This window comes from Bradyrhizobium sp. UFLA05-109 (genome assembly GCF_054185165.1).
The window spans coordinates 57,855-74,320 of the sequence record NZ_JBBIAR010000049.1; the positions used below are offsets into that span (position 1 = coordinate 57,855).

The 16,466-nt window shown below is 63.3% G+C and carries 12 protein-coding genes and 1 pseudogene; 9 read left to right on the forward strand and 4 right to left on the reverse strand.

Going from position 1 to position 16,466, the window contains the following annotated elements:
* Positions 1-3 precede the first annotated feature (3 nt).
* Complete coding sequence (locus tag Q3C01_RS30420; protein WP_458148979.1) at positions 4-1,245, reverse strand: hypothetical protein; 1,242 nt, start codon at positions 1,243-1,245, stop codon at positions 4-6.
* Positions 1,246-1,431: 186 nt separating this feature from the next.
* Between Q3C01_RS30420 and Q3C01_RS30425 the strand changes: the two genes are divergently transcribed.
* From Q3C01_RS30425 to Q3C01_RS30440, 4 genes and pseudogenes are all read left to right on the forward strand, one after another.
* On the forward strand, positions 1,432-2,637 hold the full coding sequence (locus Q3C01_RS30425; RefSeq protein ID WP_458148992.1) for an MFS transporter: 1,206 nt from the start codon (positions 1,432-1,434) through the stop codon (positions 2,635-2,637).
* A 142-nt stretch (positions 2,638-2,779) separates the two neighbouring features.
* A pseudogene (locus tag Q3C01_RS30430) lies at positions 2,780-4,008 on the forward strand (CaiB/BaiF CoA transferase family protein).
* 280 nt (positions 4,009-4,288) lie between these two features.
* Positions 4,289-7,012 carry an autotransporter outer membrane beta-barrel domain-containing protein gene (locus Q3C01_RS30435; RefSeq protein WP_458148980.1) on the forward strand — a complete coding sequence of 908 codons (2,724 nt, stop codon included), beginning with the start codon at positions 4,289-4,291 and terminating at the stop codon, positions 7,010-7,012.
* A 134-nt stretch (positions 7,013-7,146) separates the two neighbouring features.
* A complete protein-coding gene (locus tag Q3C01_RS30440) occupies positions 7,147-7,362 on the forward strand; it encodes a hypothetical protein (RefSeq protein WP_458148981.1) in 216 nt (71 codons plus the stop codon).
* A 171-nt stretch (positions 7,363-7,533) separates the two neighbouring features.
* Here the strand turns inward: Q3C01_RS30440 and Q3C01_RS30445 are convergent, their stop codons facing one another.
* Positions 7,534-8,196 carry a TetR/AcrR family transcriptional regulator gene (locus Q3C01_RS30445; RefSeq protein ID WP_458148982.1) on the reverse strand — a complete coding sequence of 221 codons (663 nt, stop codon included), beginning with the start codon at positions 8,194-8,196 and terminating at the stop codon, positions 7,534-7,536.
* Positions 8,197-8,532: 336 nt separating this feature from the next.
* On the opposite strand from Q3C01_RS30445, the gene Q3C01_RS30450 reads away from it, so the two are divergent.
* The 3 genes from Q3C01_RS30450 (at position 8,533) to bla (ending at position 12,041) form a co-directional block, all read left to right on the forward strand.
* Entirely contained in the window at positions 8,533-9,771 is a 1,239-nt protein-coding gene (locus Q3C01_RS30450) for an acyl-CoA dehydrogenase family protein (protein ID WP_458148983.1), read from the forward strand.
* Between the two features lie 59 nt (positions 9,772-9,830).
* Positions 9,831-10,889 (forward strand): phosphotransferase family protein, encoded by a 1,059-nt coding sequence (locus Q3C01_RS30455; RefSeq protein WP_458148984.1) that lies wholly within the window; start codon positions 9,831-9,833, stop codon positions 10,887-10,889.
* Positions 10,890-11,150: 261 nt separating this feature from the next.
* Positions 11,151-12,041, forward strand: coding sequence for a subclass B3 metallo-beta-lactamase (gene bla / locus Q3C01_RS30460; RefSeq protein ID WP_458148985.1), 891 nt, complete (start codon positions 11,151-11,153; stop codon positions 12,039-12,041).
* Positions 12,042-12,322: 281 nt separating this feature from the next.
* Here bla and argE read toward each other — a convergent pair whose 3' ends face one another.
* Both argE and Q3C01_RS30470 read right to left on the reverse strand, forming a co-directional pair.
* Entirely contained in the window at positions 12,323-13,495 is a 1,173-nt protein-coding gene (gene argE, locus Q3C01_RS30465; protein WP_458148986.1) for an acetylornithine deacetylase, read from the reverse strand.
* 379 nt (positions 13,496-13,874) lie between these two features.
* Positions 13,875-14,660 carry an SDR family NAD(P)-dependent oxidoreductase gene (locus tag Q3C01_RS30470; protein WP_458148987.1) on the reverse strand — a complete coding sequence of 262 codons (786 nt, stop codon included), beginning with the start codon at positions 14,658-14,660 and terminating at the stop codon, positions 13,875-13,877.
* Between the two features lie 137 nt (positions 14,661-14,797).
* Between Q3C01_RS30470 and Q3C01_RS30475 the strand changes: the two genes are divergently transcribed.
* Together Q3C01_RS30475 and Q3C01_RS30480 are read left to right on the forward strand one after the other, a co-directional pair.
* Complete coding sequence (locus tag Q3C01_RS30475) at positions 14,798-15,496, forward strand: histidine phosphatase family protein (RefSeq protein ID WP_458148988.1); 699 nt, start codon at positions 14,798-14,800, stop codon at positions 15,494-15,496.
* 72 nt (positions 15,497-15,568) lie between these two features.
* Positions 15,569-16,336 (forward strand): SDR family NAD(P)-dependent oxidoreductase, encoded by a 768-nt coding sequence (locus Q3C01_RS30480; protein WP_284262321.1) that lies wholly within the window; start codon positions 15,569-15,571, stop codon positions 16,334-16,336.
* The last annotated feature ends 130 nt before the right edge of the window (positions 16,337-16,466 follow it).

Genomic DNA, 16,466 nt, shown 5'->3' on the forward strand with positions numbered 1-16,466 from the left:
ACGTTACGCGAACTGGCTGGTTCGCGGCGGCTCTGGTGGATCAACCACAAACCCTTCGCAGGTGATGAGGCCGTCGATCAGTCTGAACTCCAGCCTGTCGTAACCCGGCATCGTCTCGCCGGGCTTCGGCGGCAGCAGGGCGATGCGACCTTGAATGCACAGCACGGACTGCCCGGCGCCATGCCACATCCTGATTCCGGTCTCCTTCCAGCGCCGGCGAATCAGCGTCTCGCGATCGCAGAGATCGTCGGATTTCGTGACGGCGGCTGGGGCGATATCGGCTTTGGCGGTGACCGGCTCGACTGGTGGCGCTTCGACGGGATCGGTCTCGACGAGGTCGAGCTGAACCACGTTGGTCTCGACGGCCGTGGCTGCGAAAGTTTCCGCGGCATCGGGATCGGCCGCATCGATGTCGAAAGTTTCGATGCGAGAGGGAGCGGTCTCAACTGCCTCGGGCTCGACTGCCTCGGACTCAATCGTATCGGGCTGAGCAGCCTCGCTCTCGGTCTTGAGTTCAACAGCCGACGTCTCAATTGCGTCGACCTCGATCGTGTCGGTTTCGGCAGAACCGAGCGGAAGGACATCGGTCTCGGCAACAACGGTCTCGGATGAATCCTCTGATGGCGCAACCTGGGTCGTAACGTCTTCGGTGCCATGCGCGTCAGTTTCGGCTGTCGCGGCCTCAGCCGCGTCGGCCTCGGCGCTTTCGATTGCGACAATGGGCGTCTGAGCCAACTCGATTTCAGCTATTTCGCTCTCAGCGGGGAGACCTTCGTTTTCAACGGTCTCGATGTCAGGCGAGGAGAGGTCGTCGGACGCCATAGCAGGGGAGACGACATCGCATACGCTTGTCGTGACCGGCTCATCTGCATCGATCTCGGCAGTGTCAGTCTCGGCGGTTGCGGTCTCAGCGACATCGGTCGCGGGAGCCTCGATCTCCTCAGCTTCGACGGTGTCAGGTTCGATGGGCTCGGCCGCAGCGGTCTCGGTTCCACCGGGAGCCGCCTGCACGGTGTCGGGTTCGATCGTTTCCGCTTCGACCGCGCCACGCGCGCCATCGTCCTTCGTGACGTCCGCAGCCGGTGCCTGAAACTCGCTGACGACGGCCGGTTCGTCGTTCGTTCGACCGCGCAGCAAGGATTTGAATTTCGCGACCGCAAATTCAACCGCCGGGATCCGGCGCAGCGCTATCGCCAGTCTCGTGAGGACTGGGAGCTGTTTGGGAGCATACTCGGCGTGAGACATCGGTGATTCTCGAAAGGAGCAAGAGTTGCCCGCGACGCGCGGGACTGTCAAATCGCGCTCATGCCCGTTGTCGCCATGTCAATGCCGTTGTGGCGGATAGGGTCATGCCGGGCTCGTAGTGCAGCGCGGGGTGGAGATGGTGTATTCGGGAATGACCGGATCGGTCCGATCCGGCCTCGGGGCGGAATACGTCGCTTGAAATTCGATACGAAGCTGATTGGCGTCATGGCGGTGCTCGCCGTCACCCAACTCGTCGGATGGGGGACGATAGGGCTTCCTGCCATCGTCGGCCGCGATCTCGCTGCCGATCTCAATATGAGCCTTCCGGCGGTATTCGCGGGAACGTCGGTTCTGTACGTCGCCATGGGGCTGTGCGCGCCCTGGCTCGCAAAGTCCTTCACGCAACATGGCGCGCGTCGTGTGATGATGGTGGGCACGGTCGTGACCGCACCGGGCTTTGTGTTCCTGTCCTATGCGCAGGAGCCGATTCATTATTTCGCGGCCTGGATCATTCTCGGTGTGGCTGGCAGCGCCACGCTCTCGACCGGCGCCTACATCATGCTGAACGAGGTTGCCGGCCCGCGCGCCAAGAACGCGATCGGCGCATTGATGCTGGTGACGGGCCTTTCCGGCAGTATCTTCTGGCCGACGACGTCGTATCTGAGCAGCCTCGCCGGCTGGCGCGGAACGTGTCTGATCTATGCGGCCATGATGATCGTCGTCAGCCTGCCGCTCCTGGCCTTCTGTGCACCGCGCCGGCGCAAGGCGAGCGAGGAAGCCCCCACCAAGGTACGGTACGTGCCGGCTTCTCCAGTTCCCAGGAGCACCTTCCACCTTGTGGTATCAGCGGTCGCGCTCAATGCCTTCGTGAACTTCGGCTTGGGCGCCGTCTTCGTCGAGCTCCTGAGAGCCGAGGGGTTGTCTCCGGCGGAGGCGGTCGGCTTCGGCTCAATGCTGGGCGTGATCCAGGTCAGCGCGCGCGGCATCGATTTCCTTGGCGGCGGACGTTGGGACGGAATCACGACCGGGCTGGTCGCGGGCACCGCGCTGCCGCTTGCCATGCTGCTGCTGATGGCGGGCAACGGCTCATATTGGGTGGTTGCGCTGTTCATCCTGCTCTATGGCCTCGGCAGCGGCGCGATGGCAGTGGCGCGGGCAACGATTCCGCTGGTGTTCTACGATCAGACCGAATTCGCCAAGGCGACGTCGGTGATCGCCCTGCCGGTCAATCTCGCCGCAGCCGTGTCGCCTCCGGTTCTCGCAGCGCTGCTGGTGCATTTCGGCAGCCGTGGCCTGCTTGGCCTGACCATGCTCTGCTCATGCGCAACGGTGCTGATCCTCGTCGCCCTGGGCCGCCGCCGGCCGGGCGCCGCGACGGCTGCAGCGGCGTAACGTTTTTGGGACCGCCCTGAGAGCGGCCCGCGGATGGCGGCATGCCACCAATGCAAGGCTCGCAGGTCCAAAATAGTGTATCCGCAGGAAGCGCGGCCCGGCCTTGGCCGCCGCGCCAACAGCAGTTCCCGGAGGAAACCTTATGTCGGCCCTGCCGCTCTCAGGCATCAAGATCCTTGACCTCACGCGCGTGCTCGCGGGGCCCTTGTCGGCCCAGATGCTCGGCGATCTCGGCGCGGAGGTGATCAAGATCGAACGGCCCGGCACCGGCGACGACGCGCGCGCCTTCGGCCCGCCTTACCTTAGCGACCCCGACGGCAAGCAGAACAACAACAACTCGTTCTACCTCTGCGCCAACCGCAACAAGAAGTCGGTCACGGTCAACATCGCCAAGCCCGAAGGGCAGGCGATCATCCGCGAGCTTGCCAAGGACGTCGACGTCTTCATGGAGAACTACAAGGTCGGCGATCTCAAGCGCTACGGCCTCGATTACGAGACGATCAAGGCGGTCAACCCCGGCATCGTCTACTGCTCGGTGACCGGTTTCGGCCAGACCGGCCCCTACGCCCCGCGCGCTGGCTACGATGCGATCCTGCAGGCCATGGAGGCTTGATGAGCGTCACCGGCCATATCGACGGCGAGCCTGGCGAGGGTCCGATGAAGGTCGGCCCGTCGATCGTCGACTACATGACCGGCATGAACACCTCGATCGGGATTCTCTCGGCGCTCTACCATCGCGACGCCAATGGCGGCGAGGGGCAGCACATCGACGTCTGCCTGTTCGATACCGTCATCGCATCGTTGTCGCACTGGCTGCAGATCTACCTCGTCAATGGCAAGACACCGCCGCGCCGCGGCACCTGGGGCAATGGTGGCATGCCGGCCGGCGTGTTCCGCTGCACCGATGGCGAACTGATGCTGGTGGTCGGCAATGACGGTCAGTTCCAGCGGACCTGCGCCGTGCTCGGCGAGCCCGAACTCGCGAGCGACAAGCGCTTCATCAAGAACAACGACCGCGTCGTGCACGGCAAGGAGATCATGGCGATCTTCGCTGGTCTGTTCCTGAAGAAGCCGGTGGCCTACTGGCTGGAAAAGCTGGAGGAGGCCGGCGTGCCGTCAGGTCCGATCAACAATTTCGAGCAGGTGTTTAGCGATCCGCACGTCCAGTCGCGCGGCATGCGGGTGAAGGTGAAGCACAAGTTCGAGCCCGAACTGTCGCTGATCCGCAACGCGCTGACGTTCTCGGAAACCCCCGTGACGGACTATCGCGCGCCGCCGCTGCTCGGGGAGCACACGCAGGAAATCCTTGGCGGACAACTCGGCTATGATGCGGAGAAGATCGCGGCGCTGAAGAAGCAGGGCGTGATCTAGGACGATATCGCGGACATTGGAAGCCGGCGACTGATCCGAGCGGCCGAGGTACCAGCGTGGATCGCTGATGCATTCGCTAAGTGATGGCGCGAGGAGCGCAACCAGATGTCGGCCGAAGCCGAAACGTCTGGGCGAATGGTGGCGCGGCGGCAACATCGACCGCGAAATCGGCCGTCAGGGCGTTCTAGGGCAAATCTTTATTCGCTGGAGTCCAAGACAGTTATTCGCCGTCTGATCATCTTGCAGTCACTGTTTCGACCGCAAGATGATGGAATCGGTAATGAAAATACGACGTGGCGCCCTGCTGAAGACGACGGCGCAGTTGTCCCAGTCGCCCCTTCGCATGAGACCCCTGGCGCTGACGGCATCGTTTTCGCTCTCTTTGGCTGCGGTCGTCATGTTGCCGTCCGGTGAGGCCGCGGCTGCCTGCGTGCAATCCGGCAATGCCGTGACCTGCAGCGGAGCGAGCAGCACCGGCTTCGGCACCGGCGTCGAGAGCAACCTCTCCGTCACGGTTCAGTCCGGCGCCGCGATCTCGGTCGGCGCGTCAGAAGTGGCGATCAAACTCGACAGCGGTAACACCGTCGTTAACAGCGGCGCCATCAGCTCGACGGGGGCGAGCGCCGCCGGCATCCGGCTCACCGGCTCCGGCAACACGGTAAGCAACTCCGGCACCATCACCCTGACTGGTGACGGGTCGTACGGCATCGGCGTCAACAGCACCAACACCATCCAGAATTCCGGTACGATCACGATCGGCGCCAATGGCTATGGTGTCTATCTGGGGAGCGGCAACAATTTCACCAACAGCGGCACGATCAACGTCGGCTCCAGCTCGGCCGGCGTCTACGCTCTCTACAACAACAACACCGTGATCAACAACGGCACCATCGTCACTGACAGTATCGGAATCCAGGGCACCGGCGACAATAACGCCTTCACCAATGCCGGCACGATTTCTCTCGGCGCTCCCGGATCTATCGGCATGTTCGTATCCAGCACAGGCAACGTGCTGACCAACACCGGCACGATCAGCTCTGGTAGTGCGAGCTCCTACGGCATCGCCGCTGACGGCGGCGGCAACACTATCCTCAATTCCGGCGTCATCACGGTGGGCAGCAGCACCAGCATCAACAGCACCGGCGTGTATTTGTTGAACAGCAGTGTGCTTACGAATAGCGGCACCATCACCGCCGTCGATACGGGGGGCATTGGCGTCATGCTCTGGAGTAACGGCAATACCGTGACCAACAATGGAACGATCAGCGCACCCGGCAACGGCGGAGTTGCGATCGAATTCGTCGGCAACGGCAACACGATCGTCAACAGCGGCACGATCAGGGGCGGTCAGAACGGCTTCTCGCTGTTTACCTTTGGCGCCGCGAACAACACCATCACCAACAATGGAACGCTTGACGGCGCCATACGGCTCTGGGGCAGCGGCGATAGCCTGACCAACAACGGGCTCGTCACCATCAGCGATCCGGCGACTGCACTGGGGCACGGCATAATCGAGCTCGGCGGCACTTTCACCCAGTCCGCGTCGGGCACTCTTGCGCTGCGCGTCGACAATGCCGGCAACAGCGACGGTCTGTATGCTGCCGGGCAGGTCAAGCTCGACGGCACGTTGCGCTTGGTGGCGCAGCCGGGCCTCTATCAGTCGTCGACGACTTACACCGACGTTGTGCAGACGGCTACAGGCGTCTCGGGCCGGTTCGCGAATGTCACGGTGTCATCGGCCTTCCTCAATGCCGCGGCGACCTACAACACCAATTCGGTCGACGTGACGCTGACGCGCCAGGGGTTCGGCTCGGTCGCAGGCGAGACCGCCAACCAGCGCGCGGTCGGCAATGCACTGGAGGCCGGCTACTCGACCGCGCTGACCGGCGCGGCCGCGACGTTCTATTCCAATCTGTTGCAGGCGGGCTCGGTGCGCGTGCTCGATCAGCTCTCGGGCGAGGGGACCAGCGGCACGCAAAACACCGCCTTTGCCGCGGGCAGCATGTTCGGCCAGACCATGGACGGCCAGATGGATGCGTGGCGCAGCGGTCACCGCGGCGAGGCCGCGGGAAGTGGCGCGCTCGGTTACGCCTCGGAGCGTCCGGTCACCTCGGCCTTCAACGCGCTGAAGGCGCCACCGCTCGTCGAGCCGCAGTGGCACGCCTGGGCGTCGGGTTTCGGGGCCGGTCAATCGCTGTCGGGCGACGCCACGGTCGGCAGCGCGGGCTTCAGCGACCGCATCGCGGGCGGCGCAGCCGGCGTCGACCATCTCTTCGGCTCCGATCTTCTGGTCGGCATCGCCGCCGGCGGCTCCAGCGCGACCTTCAACGTCGATGATCGCGCCACCTCGGGCAGGGTCGACGGTGCCCATGTCGGCGCCTATGCGATGCAGCGGTTCGGCGCGACTTACGTCTCCGCGCAGCTCGCCTACAGCCATTTCAACAACTCGACCACGCGGACCATCACCGGCATCGGCGCTGACGAGATCGCCAAGGGATCGTTCGGCAGCGACCAGTTCGGCGGACGCTTCGAGGTCGGGCGGACCTACGACTTTGGCAGGGTCGCTGTCACGCCGTTCGCCGCGCTCCAGGCCGCGCAGCTGTGGCAGGCAGGCTATACCGAGACCAGCATCACCGGCACAGGGCCCGGTGTTCTCGGCCTGAGCTACGCCTCGCGCAGCGTCTCTTCACTGCCGACCTTCCTCGGCAGCAAGTTCGATGCCCGGTTCGATTTCGGGAACGGCATGATGTGGATGCCGTTCGCTAGCCTCGCCTGGGTGCATGAGTTCTCGCCGAACCGCGACGTCACGGCGACGCTGGTATCGATGCCGGTTTCCGCTTTCACTGTGGAGGGCGCGCGCGCCGCGAGCGACGCCGGCAGAGTCGAGCTTGGCTCGCGCCTGGTGCTGAACCGGTGGTCGGAACTCTCCGCGCGCTTCACCGGCGAGTTCGCTAGTGGCAGCCAGAGCTATGCCGGCACGGGAACTTTTCGGGTGAACTGGTGAGAGACAACGGAACGGTGAGGGGCGAGCGTTCCCTTGTCCACAGATGATCCGTAGTTGCCCCGGCTTTCGTCGCAATCCGGACTCGTATTCGATCGCTTCATCTGACGAACTGGTGTTCGGCAGGGAGGAATCGAATGTCCTATACGATCGGCTATCAAGCGAAGAACCAGAAGGCAGTTCTAGCCACCGAGGCGGCGACGGCCAACCAGGCCGTGGCGATCGTCGCGGCGCTGCAAACGTCGGCCGAGGAAATCAAGTTCATCCGCTCGCCGCAGGAAGGCGACATGGGCATTGAAATGCTGCTGCTGCTGGCGAAGGAAGAAGCCGAGGAGATGCCGCAGAGGATGTGATGCTGCTTTTACCCTCTCCCCTTGCGGGAGAGGGTGCGCTCGCGAAGCGAGCGAGGGTGAGGGGTCTCTCTCCGCGAGTGACGCTCGCGCAATAGAATCTGCGGAAGCCACCCCTCATCCGGCGCTTTGCGCCACCTTCTCCCGCAAGGGAGAAGGAAAAATATGCGCGCCTCAGCGCGCAGCGACCTTCGCCGGGGCCTTGCCCTCTGCCTTTCCGGCCGTCAGCCCCATCACCGCCATTACGACCACGCGCTCGATGATGCCGTTGACGTCGTCGAGATCGCATTTTCCGTCCGACAGCTTGATCAGCCGTTCGCTCTCGCGGATGGTGTGGTGCGCCATGGCCAGCGCGAAGTGCAGGCCCCAATAGATCTCCTCATCGCTACGGTCGGGCAGCGCGCGGCGCATCGCGGCGGCGAATTTGCGCAAATGGTCGATCTCGCGGTTCTTGATGCGGCGGATCGGCGGCACCGATTCAATGGAGGCGCGGATCATGAAGCGTGCCGCGGTGGAACGCTGGTTCGCCGGCCCCAGGCAGCCATTCAGGGTCGGGCCGACGAGGGCGCGCAGGATCATTTCGATCGGGGCGCGGCCGCCGCCCTGTTCTTCCGCCGTCTTGAGCTCCGCCAGGCGCTCGCGGTTGAGGGCGATGCTCCGCGTCACGAACAATTCGGCGATCAATTCGTCCTTCGAGCCGAAATGGTAGTTCACGGCCGCAAGGTTGACGTTGGCCTCGGCGACGATGTCGCGCAGCGTTACGTCGCCGAAGCCGCGATCGGCGTAGAGCCGCTCGGCGGCGGCGAGAATGGCAGATCTGGTCTGATCGCTGGCCATGGCTGAGAGCCTTTTCTCGTCATTCCGGGGCGCGACGAAGTCGCGAACCCGGAATCTCGCGCACAACTTCCAGATTCCGGGTTCAGCCCTGCGGGCTGCCCCGGAATGACGACGAGGGGCGCGCGCCGGAGGGAGTTGCAATTCAAACAGTTGTATGAAACTATCGTTTGAAGGTCGGGAAAAGTCAATCCGCAATCGGGACCGGTTCGCAACAGCGAGGCCCCGGTTCCGAAAGGTGGCCCGCAAGCCCCGCTGTCGCGGCTTGCAGGCCGCGCAAGGCGGGAGGACAGTCCGGCACAAAAGATCCTTCAGAGAGAGAGAGACGAGGAGCGTCCCATGGACTTCGACATGTCCCCCAAGCAGAAGGAATGGCTCGAACGCGTGCAGTCCTTCATGACCAAGCACGTGCGTCCCGCTGTTCCCGTCTACAATCAGCAGGATCACACGGGCGAGCGTTGGAAGGTCATCCCGGTTCTCGAAGAGCTGAAGAAGAAGGCCAAGGCCGAAGGCCTTTGGAACATGTTCCTGCCGCCGTCCAAGGAGCATGACGACGACGAATTCCACGGTGCGGGATTGAGCAACCTCGAATACGCGCTGCTCTCGGAGCAGATGGGGCACATCTCCTGGGCCTCGGAAGTGTTCAACTGCTCCGCGCCCGACACCGGCAACATGGAAGTGCTGTTCCGCTACGGCACCAAGGAGCAGAAGCGCAAATGGCTGCGTCCGCTGATGGACGGCGAGATCCGCTCCGCGTTCCTGATGACGGAGCCGGCGGTGGCTTCGTCCGACGCCACCAACATCGAAACCCGTATCGAGCGCGACGGTGACCACTACGTCATCAATGGCCGCAAATGGTGGTCCTCCGGTGTCGGCGACCCCCGCTGCAAGATCGCCATCCTGATGGGCAAGACCGACGTCAACGCCGCCAAGCATCAGCAGCAGTCGCAGATCCTGGTGCCGCTCGACACGCCCGGCATCAAGGTCGAGAAGATGCTGCCAGTGTTCGGCTTCGACGATGCGCCGCATGGCCACGCCCAGGTGCTCCTGGAGAACGTCCGCGTTCCCGCATCGAACCTGTTGCTCGGCGAGGGCCGCGGCTTCGAGATCGCGCAAGGCCGCCTCGGGCCCGGCCGCATCCATCACTGCATGCGCACCATCGGCAAGGCCGAGGAGGCGCTGGAGAAGATGGTGAAGCGGCTGATGTCGCGCACCGCGTTCGGCAAGAAGATCATCGAGCACTCGGTGTGGGAGCAGCGCATCGGCGAGGCGCGCACCGATATCGAGATGAATCGCCTGCTGTGCCTGAAGGCAGCCGACATGATGGACAAGGTCGGCAACAAGACCGCGCAGCTCGAGATCGCCATGATCAAGGTCGCAGCCCCCAACATGGCGCTGAAGATCATCGACCAGGCGATCCAGGCTTTTGGCGGCGCCGGTGTCTCGGACGAAGCCGGTCTCGCCAAGGACTATGCGGGCATCCGCACGCTCCGTCTCGCCGATGGTCCGGACGAGGTGCACAATCGCGCCATTGCCAGACTTGAAATCCGGAAGTATGCAAACTCTCCCAAGCACTAATAGGGAGGGCCCGGCGGCGTTCCCGAATAAGATCGACAAGACTGTGAGGGAGCGTCATCGTGGCTGACGGCGTCAGGAAAGACGAGGAGTTCTCGGGCACCAAGCCCGTCGAGGAGCGGCATCGTTTCGACGAGCTGCGGCTCGAGAACTGGATGCGCGAGAACGTCGAAGGCTATCAGGGCCCGCTGGTCGTCCTGCAATTCAAGGGCGGCCAGTCCAACCCGACCTACCGGCTCGACACGCCCGGCCGTTCCTACGTGATGCGCCGAAAGCCGTTCGGTAAATTGCTGCCGTCGGCGCATGCCGTCGATCGCGAATATCGCGTGATCGCAGCGCTCGGAAAGCAGGGTTTTCCGGTCGCGAAAGCCTATGCGCTCTGCCAGGACGACAGCATCATCGGTGCCGCCTTCTACATCATGTCGATGGAGGAGGGCCGCGTATTCTGGGATCCGACGCTGCCAACCCAGACGCCGGATGGGCGGCGACAAATCTTCACCAGCAAGATCGAGACGCTCGCGAAGCTGCACATGTTCGATCCCGCGGCGATCGGCCTCGGGGACTTCGGCAAGCCCGGCAATTATTTCGCGCGGCAGATCGACCGCTGGACCAAGCAGTATCGGGCATCCGAGACCCAGCACATTCCGGAGTTCGAGAAGGTCGCCGAATGGCTGCCGCGCACCGTGCCGGAGCAGGCGCGCGTCTCGATCGTCCACGGCGACTATCGGCTCGACAACATGATTTTCCACGCAACGGAACCGCGCGTGCAGGCCGTGCTGGATTGGGAGCTGTCGACGCTCGGCGATCCCATGGCCGACTTCACCTATCTGTTGATGCAGTGGATCATGCCGGGCCTGGACGGCGCGGACCTCAAGGCGCTGAACGTTCCGAGTCTGGAAGAGGCCGCGCAGATCTACTGCAACGCGACCGGGATGAGCGTGCCGGATCTCAACTGGTACTTCTCGTACAATCTCTTCCGCCTTGCGGGCATCACGCAGGGAATCGCGGGCCGGATCCGCGACGGCACCGCCGCCAACGCCAAGGCGCTCGAATCCGCCAAGCGCACCGTGCCGCTCTCGAAGGCATCATGGGACTACGCGCAGAAGGCGGGCGCGGTATGAACGAGACGAAGGCGCGGTCGATGAGGCCGCGCTTTTGTTCTGTCAGTTACGCTTAGTCTCGCCACACACCCCGCGTCATTACCCGCGAAAGCGGGCAATCCAGTATTCCAGAGACGGCAGTTTTGCGAGCCATCATGGCCGCGGAGTACTGGATGCCCCGCCTTCGCGAGGCATGACAGGCAAATCCCATAGTTCCCGATTGCGGCAGCTCACGTGTATCTCCTAATCTCCACGCACAAGAAAAAATAACGGGAGACTTGCATGCGAATCCTGATCGTCCTGCTGAGCACCATGATGCTTGCCGCCACCGGAGCCGAGGCGCAGACGCTGCGGGATCTCATGGCGGACATGGTCAAGAAGTGGGACGCGCCGACGGAACCGTACAAGATCATCGACAACATTTACTATGTCGGTACCAACGGGCTCGCCTCTTATCTGATCACCACGCCGCAGGGCCATATCCTCATCGACACCGCGATGCCTGAGGCAACCGGGCAGATCGAAGCCAGCATCGCAAAGCTTGGCTTCAAGATCTCCGACATCAAATATCTCATCAACACCCACGCCCATATCGATCACACGGGAGGACTGGCTCAGATCAAAAAGGACTCAGGCGCGCAGATGATCGCAGGCGCGAAGGACAAGCCGCTCCTGGAGGGCGGTGCATATCCGGGCCAGGAAGACGAGGACCTCTTGAAGTTTCCGCCGGTCAAGGTCGACCGTGCCGTTCACGAAGGCGATACCGTGGCAATCGGCGGCATCACGCTGACCGCGCACGAGACGCCGGGACACACGCCGGGCTGCACGAGCTGGACCACAACGGTGAAGGACGGTGACGCAACACGAAGCGTGCTGTTCTTCTGCAGCGCGACCGTGGCGCTCAACCGGCTGGCCGGGAAGGGGATGACCTATCCGGGCATCGTCGACGATTACAGAAAAACATTCGCGTGGTCGAAGACAGCACATCCTGACGTCCTGCTCGCCCCGCACCCCGAAATGTACGACATGCCCGGCAAGCGCGCGAAGATCGCCGACGGCGCGCCCAATCCCTTCGTGGTGCCGGGCGAGTTCAACAGCTATGCGGACAATCTTGAGAAGCTGTTCGCCGAAGGCCTCGCGAAGCAGACTGTGGAGGCCGAGGCCGGGAAGTGATAGGCGCGGGCGCGTAGGTTGGGCAAAGGCGCGTCGGCGCCGTGCCCACCGCTTATGCGTATACAGAAGTGGTGGGCACGCTTCGCTTTGCCCACCCTACGCACTGGGTACCGGCTCTGCGGCGCGTCACTTCGTACCGCACCGCGTCCGGGACACGATATCTCTGTGATTTGCGGACATGGCGCCGTAGCCCGGATGGAGCGAAACGCAATCCGGGAGCCCTGTCCCCGCATTTCGCTTCGCTTCATGCGGGCTACGGCTGGTGAAGCTAACCCTACGTTTCATTCCTTCGCGCAATGCGCGATCAGCTCCGCGACGAACTCACCGCACTTCTCCAGCTCCGACATCTCGACGAACTCGTCCGGCGTATGCGCCTGTGCGATCGCGCCGGGACCGATCACGACCGAGGGGATATCGGCCATGCTGGTAAACAGGCTCGCTTCGGTGCCGAAGGCGACCTTGGCGTGGTCGTTGCGGCCGGCGAGCTTTTTGGCGAGCGTGACGATCGCGTTGTCGGCCCGGGTGTCGAGGGCGGGATAGTCGAGGATCTCCGCAAAATCGATGCCGCATTCCGGATGGCGTTTCTTCATCGCCGGCTCGATCTCCGCCTTGGCCCAGGCAACGATCGCATCCGTCACCTCTCGTGACTCGGTGATGCCGAGCCCGCGGCACTCGAACTCCACGGTGCAGGTATCCGGCACGATGTTGAGCGCGGCGCCGCCATGCACGATGCTGGTGAGCAGCGTTGCATGCGGGACGTCGTGGAGGCTGTCCTGCTCCGCCTTTGCGGCTAGCGTGACGGCGCGGCGGCGGATCTCGGTGATCAGCTCGGCCGCATATTCGATGGCGTTGACACCATCGGGCGCGATCGAGGAGTGGCGGGCGAGCCCCTTGAAGGTCGCGCGCACGCCATGCTTGCCCTTGTGACCGATGATGACCTTCATCTCGGTCGGCTCGCCGACGAAGCAGCCGAGTGGCCGCAGCGGCTTCTTGGCAACCTCGCGCAGCATCGGCCGCACGCCGACGCAGCCGATCTCCTCATCATAGGAGATCGCAAGATGAATCGGGGTTGTCAGCTTCGCCTCGACCATCTCCGGCACCATGGCAAGGCACACCGCGACGAAACCTTTCATGTCGGTGGTGCCGCGCCCGTAGAGGCGTCCGTCGCGCTCGATCAGCTTGAACGGATCGTGGGTCCATGTCTGGCCCGCGACGGGGACGACGTCGGTGTGCCCCGACAGCACGAGGCCTGCGCGGTCCTCAGGGCCGATGGTGACCCAGAGCGAGGCCTTCTGCCCGGTCTCATCCACGATCCGCTGTCCGCTGACGCCGAAGGAGGCAAGATAGCTCTCGATATAGGCGATCAGTGACAGGTTGGAGCGGTCGCTCACAGTGTCGAAGGCGACGAGGTCGACGAGCAGTTTGCGAATACGGTCGGGTCTTTGGTTTGGCATTGTCGGGTTCTTGGGATGGGAGGGTGGCGGCGCAGCCGCGTGCACGAACCATACCAACAGCGGCGCCCGTCGGGCAAATCATCTGCCGGTAGCTTTCCCGCAGAGATCCCGCATATGGCGCGATCCTACTTTGCATGGGGTTGTTTTCGAAGAAAAAGAAATCGCCTGTGCCGTCGGGCAAAATCACCTTTGCGATTTTGTTTTGACGATACTGGGAATCGCGGTGTGTGGACGGAGACTCTCGTGTCCCGGGCGCGGTGCAGCGTGCAACGCTGCGCCGCAGAGCCGGGACCTACTCCGGTCGTGCCGTTGAGAAGCATGGGCCCCGGCTCAGCAGCGCATCGCTATCGCGCTGCGCTGCGTCCGGGGCACGAGAGAGTCAAACCGGCTTGCCCGTATACGGCATCGACGCGGTGAGGCCGCCATCGACCGGAAACGCCTGGCCGTTGACATACGACGCCTCGTCGCTAGCCAGGAACAAGCCCATCGCTGCGAGCTCGTGCGGTTGGCCGGGGCGCTTGAGCGGATTGAGCTGGCCGATCTTGTCGGCGGTGCCGCGCTCCTTGGCGCGATCGAAGATCGGTTTCGTCATGCCGGTCTCGATCAGCCCGGGGCACACCGCGTTGATGCGCACGCCGGTGCCGGAGAGTGAATAGGCCGTGGTCTGCACCAGACTGATCACGCCGGCCTTGCTCGCGGCGTAGGGGTGACCGCTGGCACCGGCCTTGAGGCCCGCGACCGAGGCCGTCAGCACGATCGCGCCCGACTGCTGCTGCACCATGTGCGGCATCGCGTACTTCACCGCGAGGAAGGGGCCGATCAGGTTGACGCGCAAAACCTCCTGCCAATGCTCGACCGTCTGCTCGGCAAGCGGAATGAGCCCGCCGGAGACGCCGGCATTGGCCCAGATCACGTCGAGCCGGCCGTGCGTCTTCACCGCCTTGTCGATGACGGCCATGACGTCCTTCTCGGAACCCGCGTCGGCCATCATGGCCTCTGCAGTGCCGCCGGCGCGCTTGATCTCCTCGACCGTCTCCTTCACGCCCTCGCTGCGATCGACTGCGATCAGTCGTGCGCCTTCTTTCGTGAACAGCAGCGAGGCCGCGCGGCCGATGCCGCTGCCCGCGCCGGTGATGATGACGGATTTGCCTTGCAGACGGCCCATGCGTTTCTCCTTTTTGGTTGTCGCACGACGCTTGCCGTGCGACGGAATTTCAAACAGAATTTGAAACATGCAAGTGTCTTGAGACACGTTCGCTACTCACGTACAGCGACATCGAACGGGATGAAAGGGTTTCGACGATGTCCGATTCCAGCAAGCCCACGGTGGTCACGACGCGGTGGTGGTGGGTCCGTCATGCGCCAGTGCGCAATGACGGCGGCAATATCTACGGCCAGCAGGATCTCGCCTGCGACACCAGCGATCTCGAAGTGTTCGAGGCAGTCGCAAAGATCCTCCCGCGCAATGCGGTCTGGTACTCGAGCAATCTGATGCGCACGCACCAGACGGCGGAAGCGATCTGGGCGGCCGGCTTTCCGAAGCCAGCCAGCATGACGTGGGAAGCGGATTTCGCCGAGCAGAATCTCGGCGAGTGGCAGGGGATGAATCGTGCTGCCTTCGTCGCGAGCCGCCCCGCAGGCAGCAGCTGGTTCGCCGACATCAACGAGCCCGCGCCCGGCGGCGAAAGCTTCATGGACCTCTACAATCGCACATGCCGCACGATCGAGCGGATCAACCGCGAACAGGCGGGGCAGGACGTGATTGCGGTTACGCATGGTGGCACGATCAAGGCGGCGCTGGGGCTCGCGCTCGGCGGCGAGCCTGAGAAGGGGCTCTCCTTCGATATCGATAATGTCTCGGTGACGCGGCTCGATCATTTCGCAACAGCCGAGCGCGCCGTCTGGCGTCTGCCGATGGTGAACCAGCAGCCGTGGATCGCGGACGACAGGCATAACGCGATGCATCAACCCGCAGGGCCGGAAGTCAAGAAGCTCGCTTGAGCCGTTGCCGCTCAGCACGGTGGCGGCTCAAGCTTGCGATCACATCAACGTCGTTAGATCTGGGAGAGAAACATGACCTTGTTCGACATGAAGGGAAAAGTCGCCGTCATCACGGGATCGACGCGCGGCATCGGGCTTGCGATCGCGGAGCGCATGGCTGAGCACGGCGCCAAGGTCGTGATCTCCTCACGCAAGGCCGACGTCTGCGAGGAGGTGGCGAAGGGGATCAACGACAGGTTCGGCAAGGGGACCGCGGTCGCGATCGCCGCCAACATCTCCTCGAAGGAAAACTTGCAAAACCTCGTCGACGAGAGCAACCGGGCCTTCGGCAAGATCGACGTGCTGGTTTGCAACGCCGCCTCGAACCCGTACTACGGTCCGCTCGCCGGCATCTCGGACGATCAGTTCCGAAAGATCCTCGACAACAACATCGTCGCCAACAACTGGCTGATATCGATGGTGGTGCCGCAGATGATCGAGCGCAAGGATGGTTCGGTGATCATCGTTTCCTCGATCGGCGGCCTCAAAGGCTCGACCATTCTCGGCGCTTACGCGATCTCCAAGGCGGCCGACATGCAGCTCGCGCGAAACCTCGCCTGCGAATACGGCAAGCACAACATCCGCGTGAACTGCATCGCGCCCGGACTGATCAAGACCGACTTCGCGAAGGCGCTGTGGGACAACCCGGAGAACCTGAAGGCCTCGACCTCGCGCTCACCTCTCCTGCGCATCGGCATCCCCGACGAGATCGCCGGCGCGGCTGTGTTCCTGGGATCGAAGGCCGGCGACTTCATGACTGGTCAGACCATGGTCATCGACGGCGGCGCGACGATCAGTTGAGGCGTTAGTCAGCAGGCGTTTGCCTCACACTCAACTGTCATCGCCCGACTTGATGTTCAGCCCGGGGACATGACCGACGGGTGTTCGGGGACATAGCCGACACATCATAGTGCATGGATTTGGCAATGTG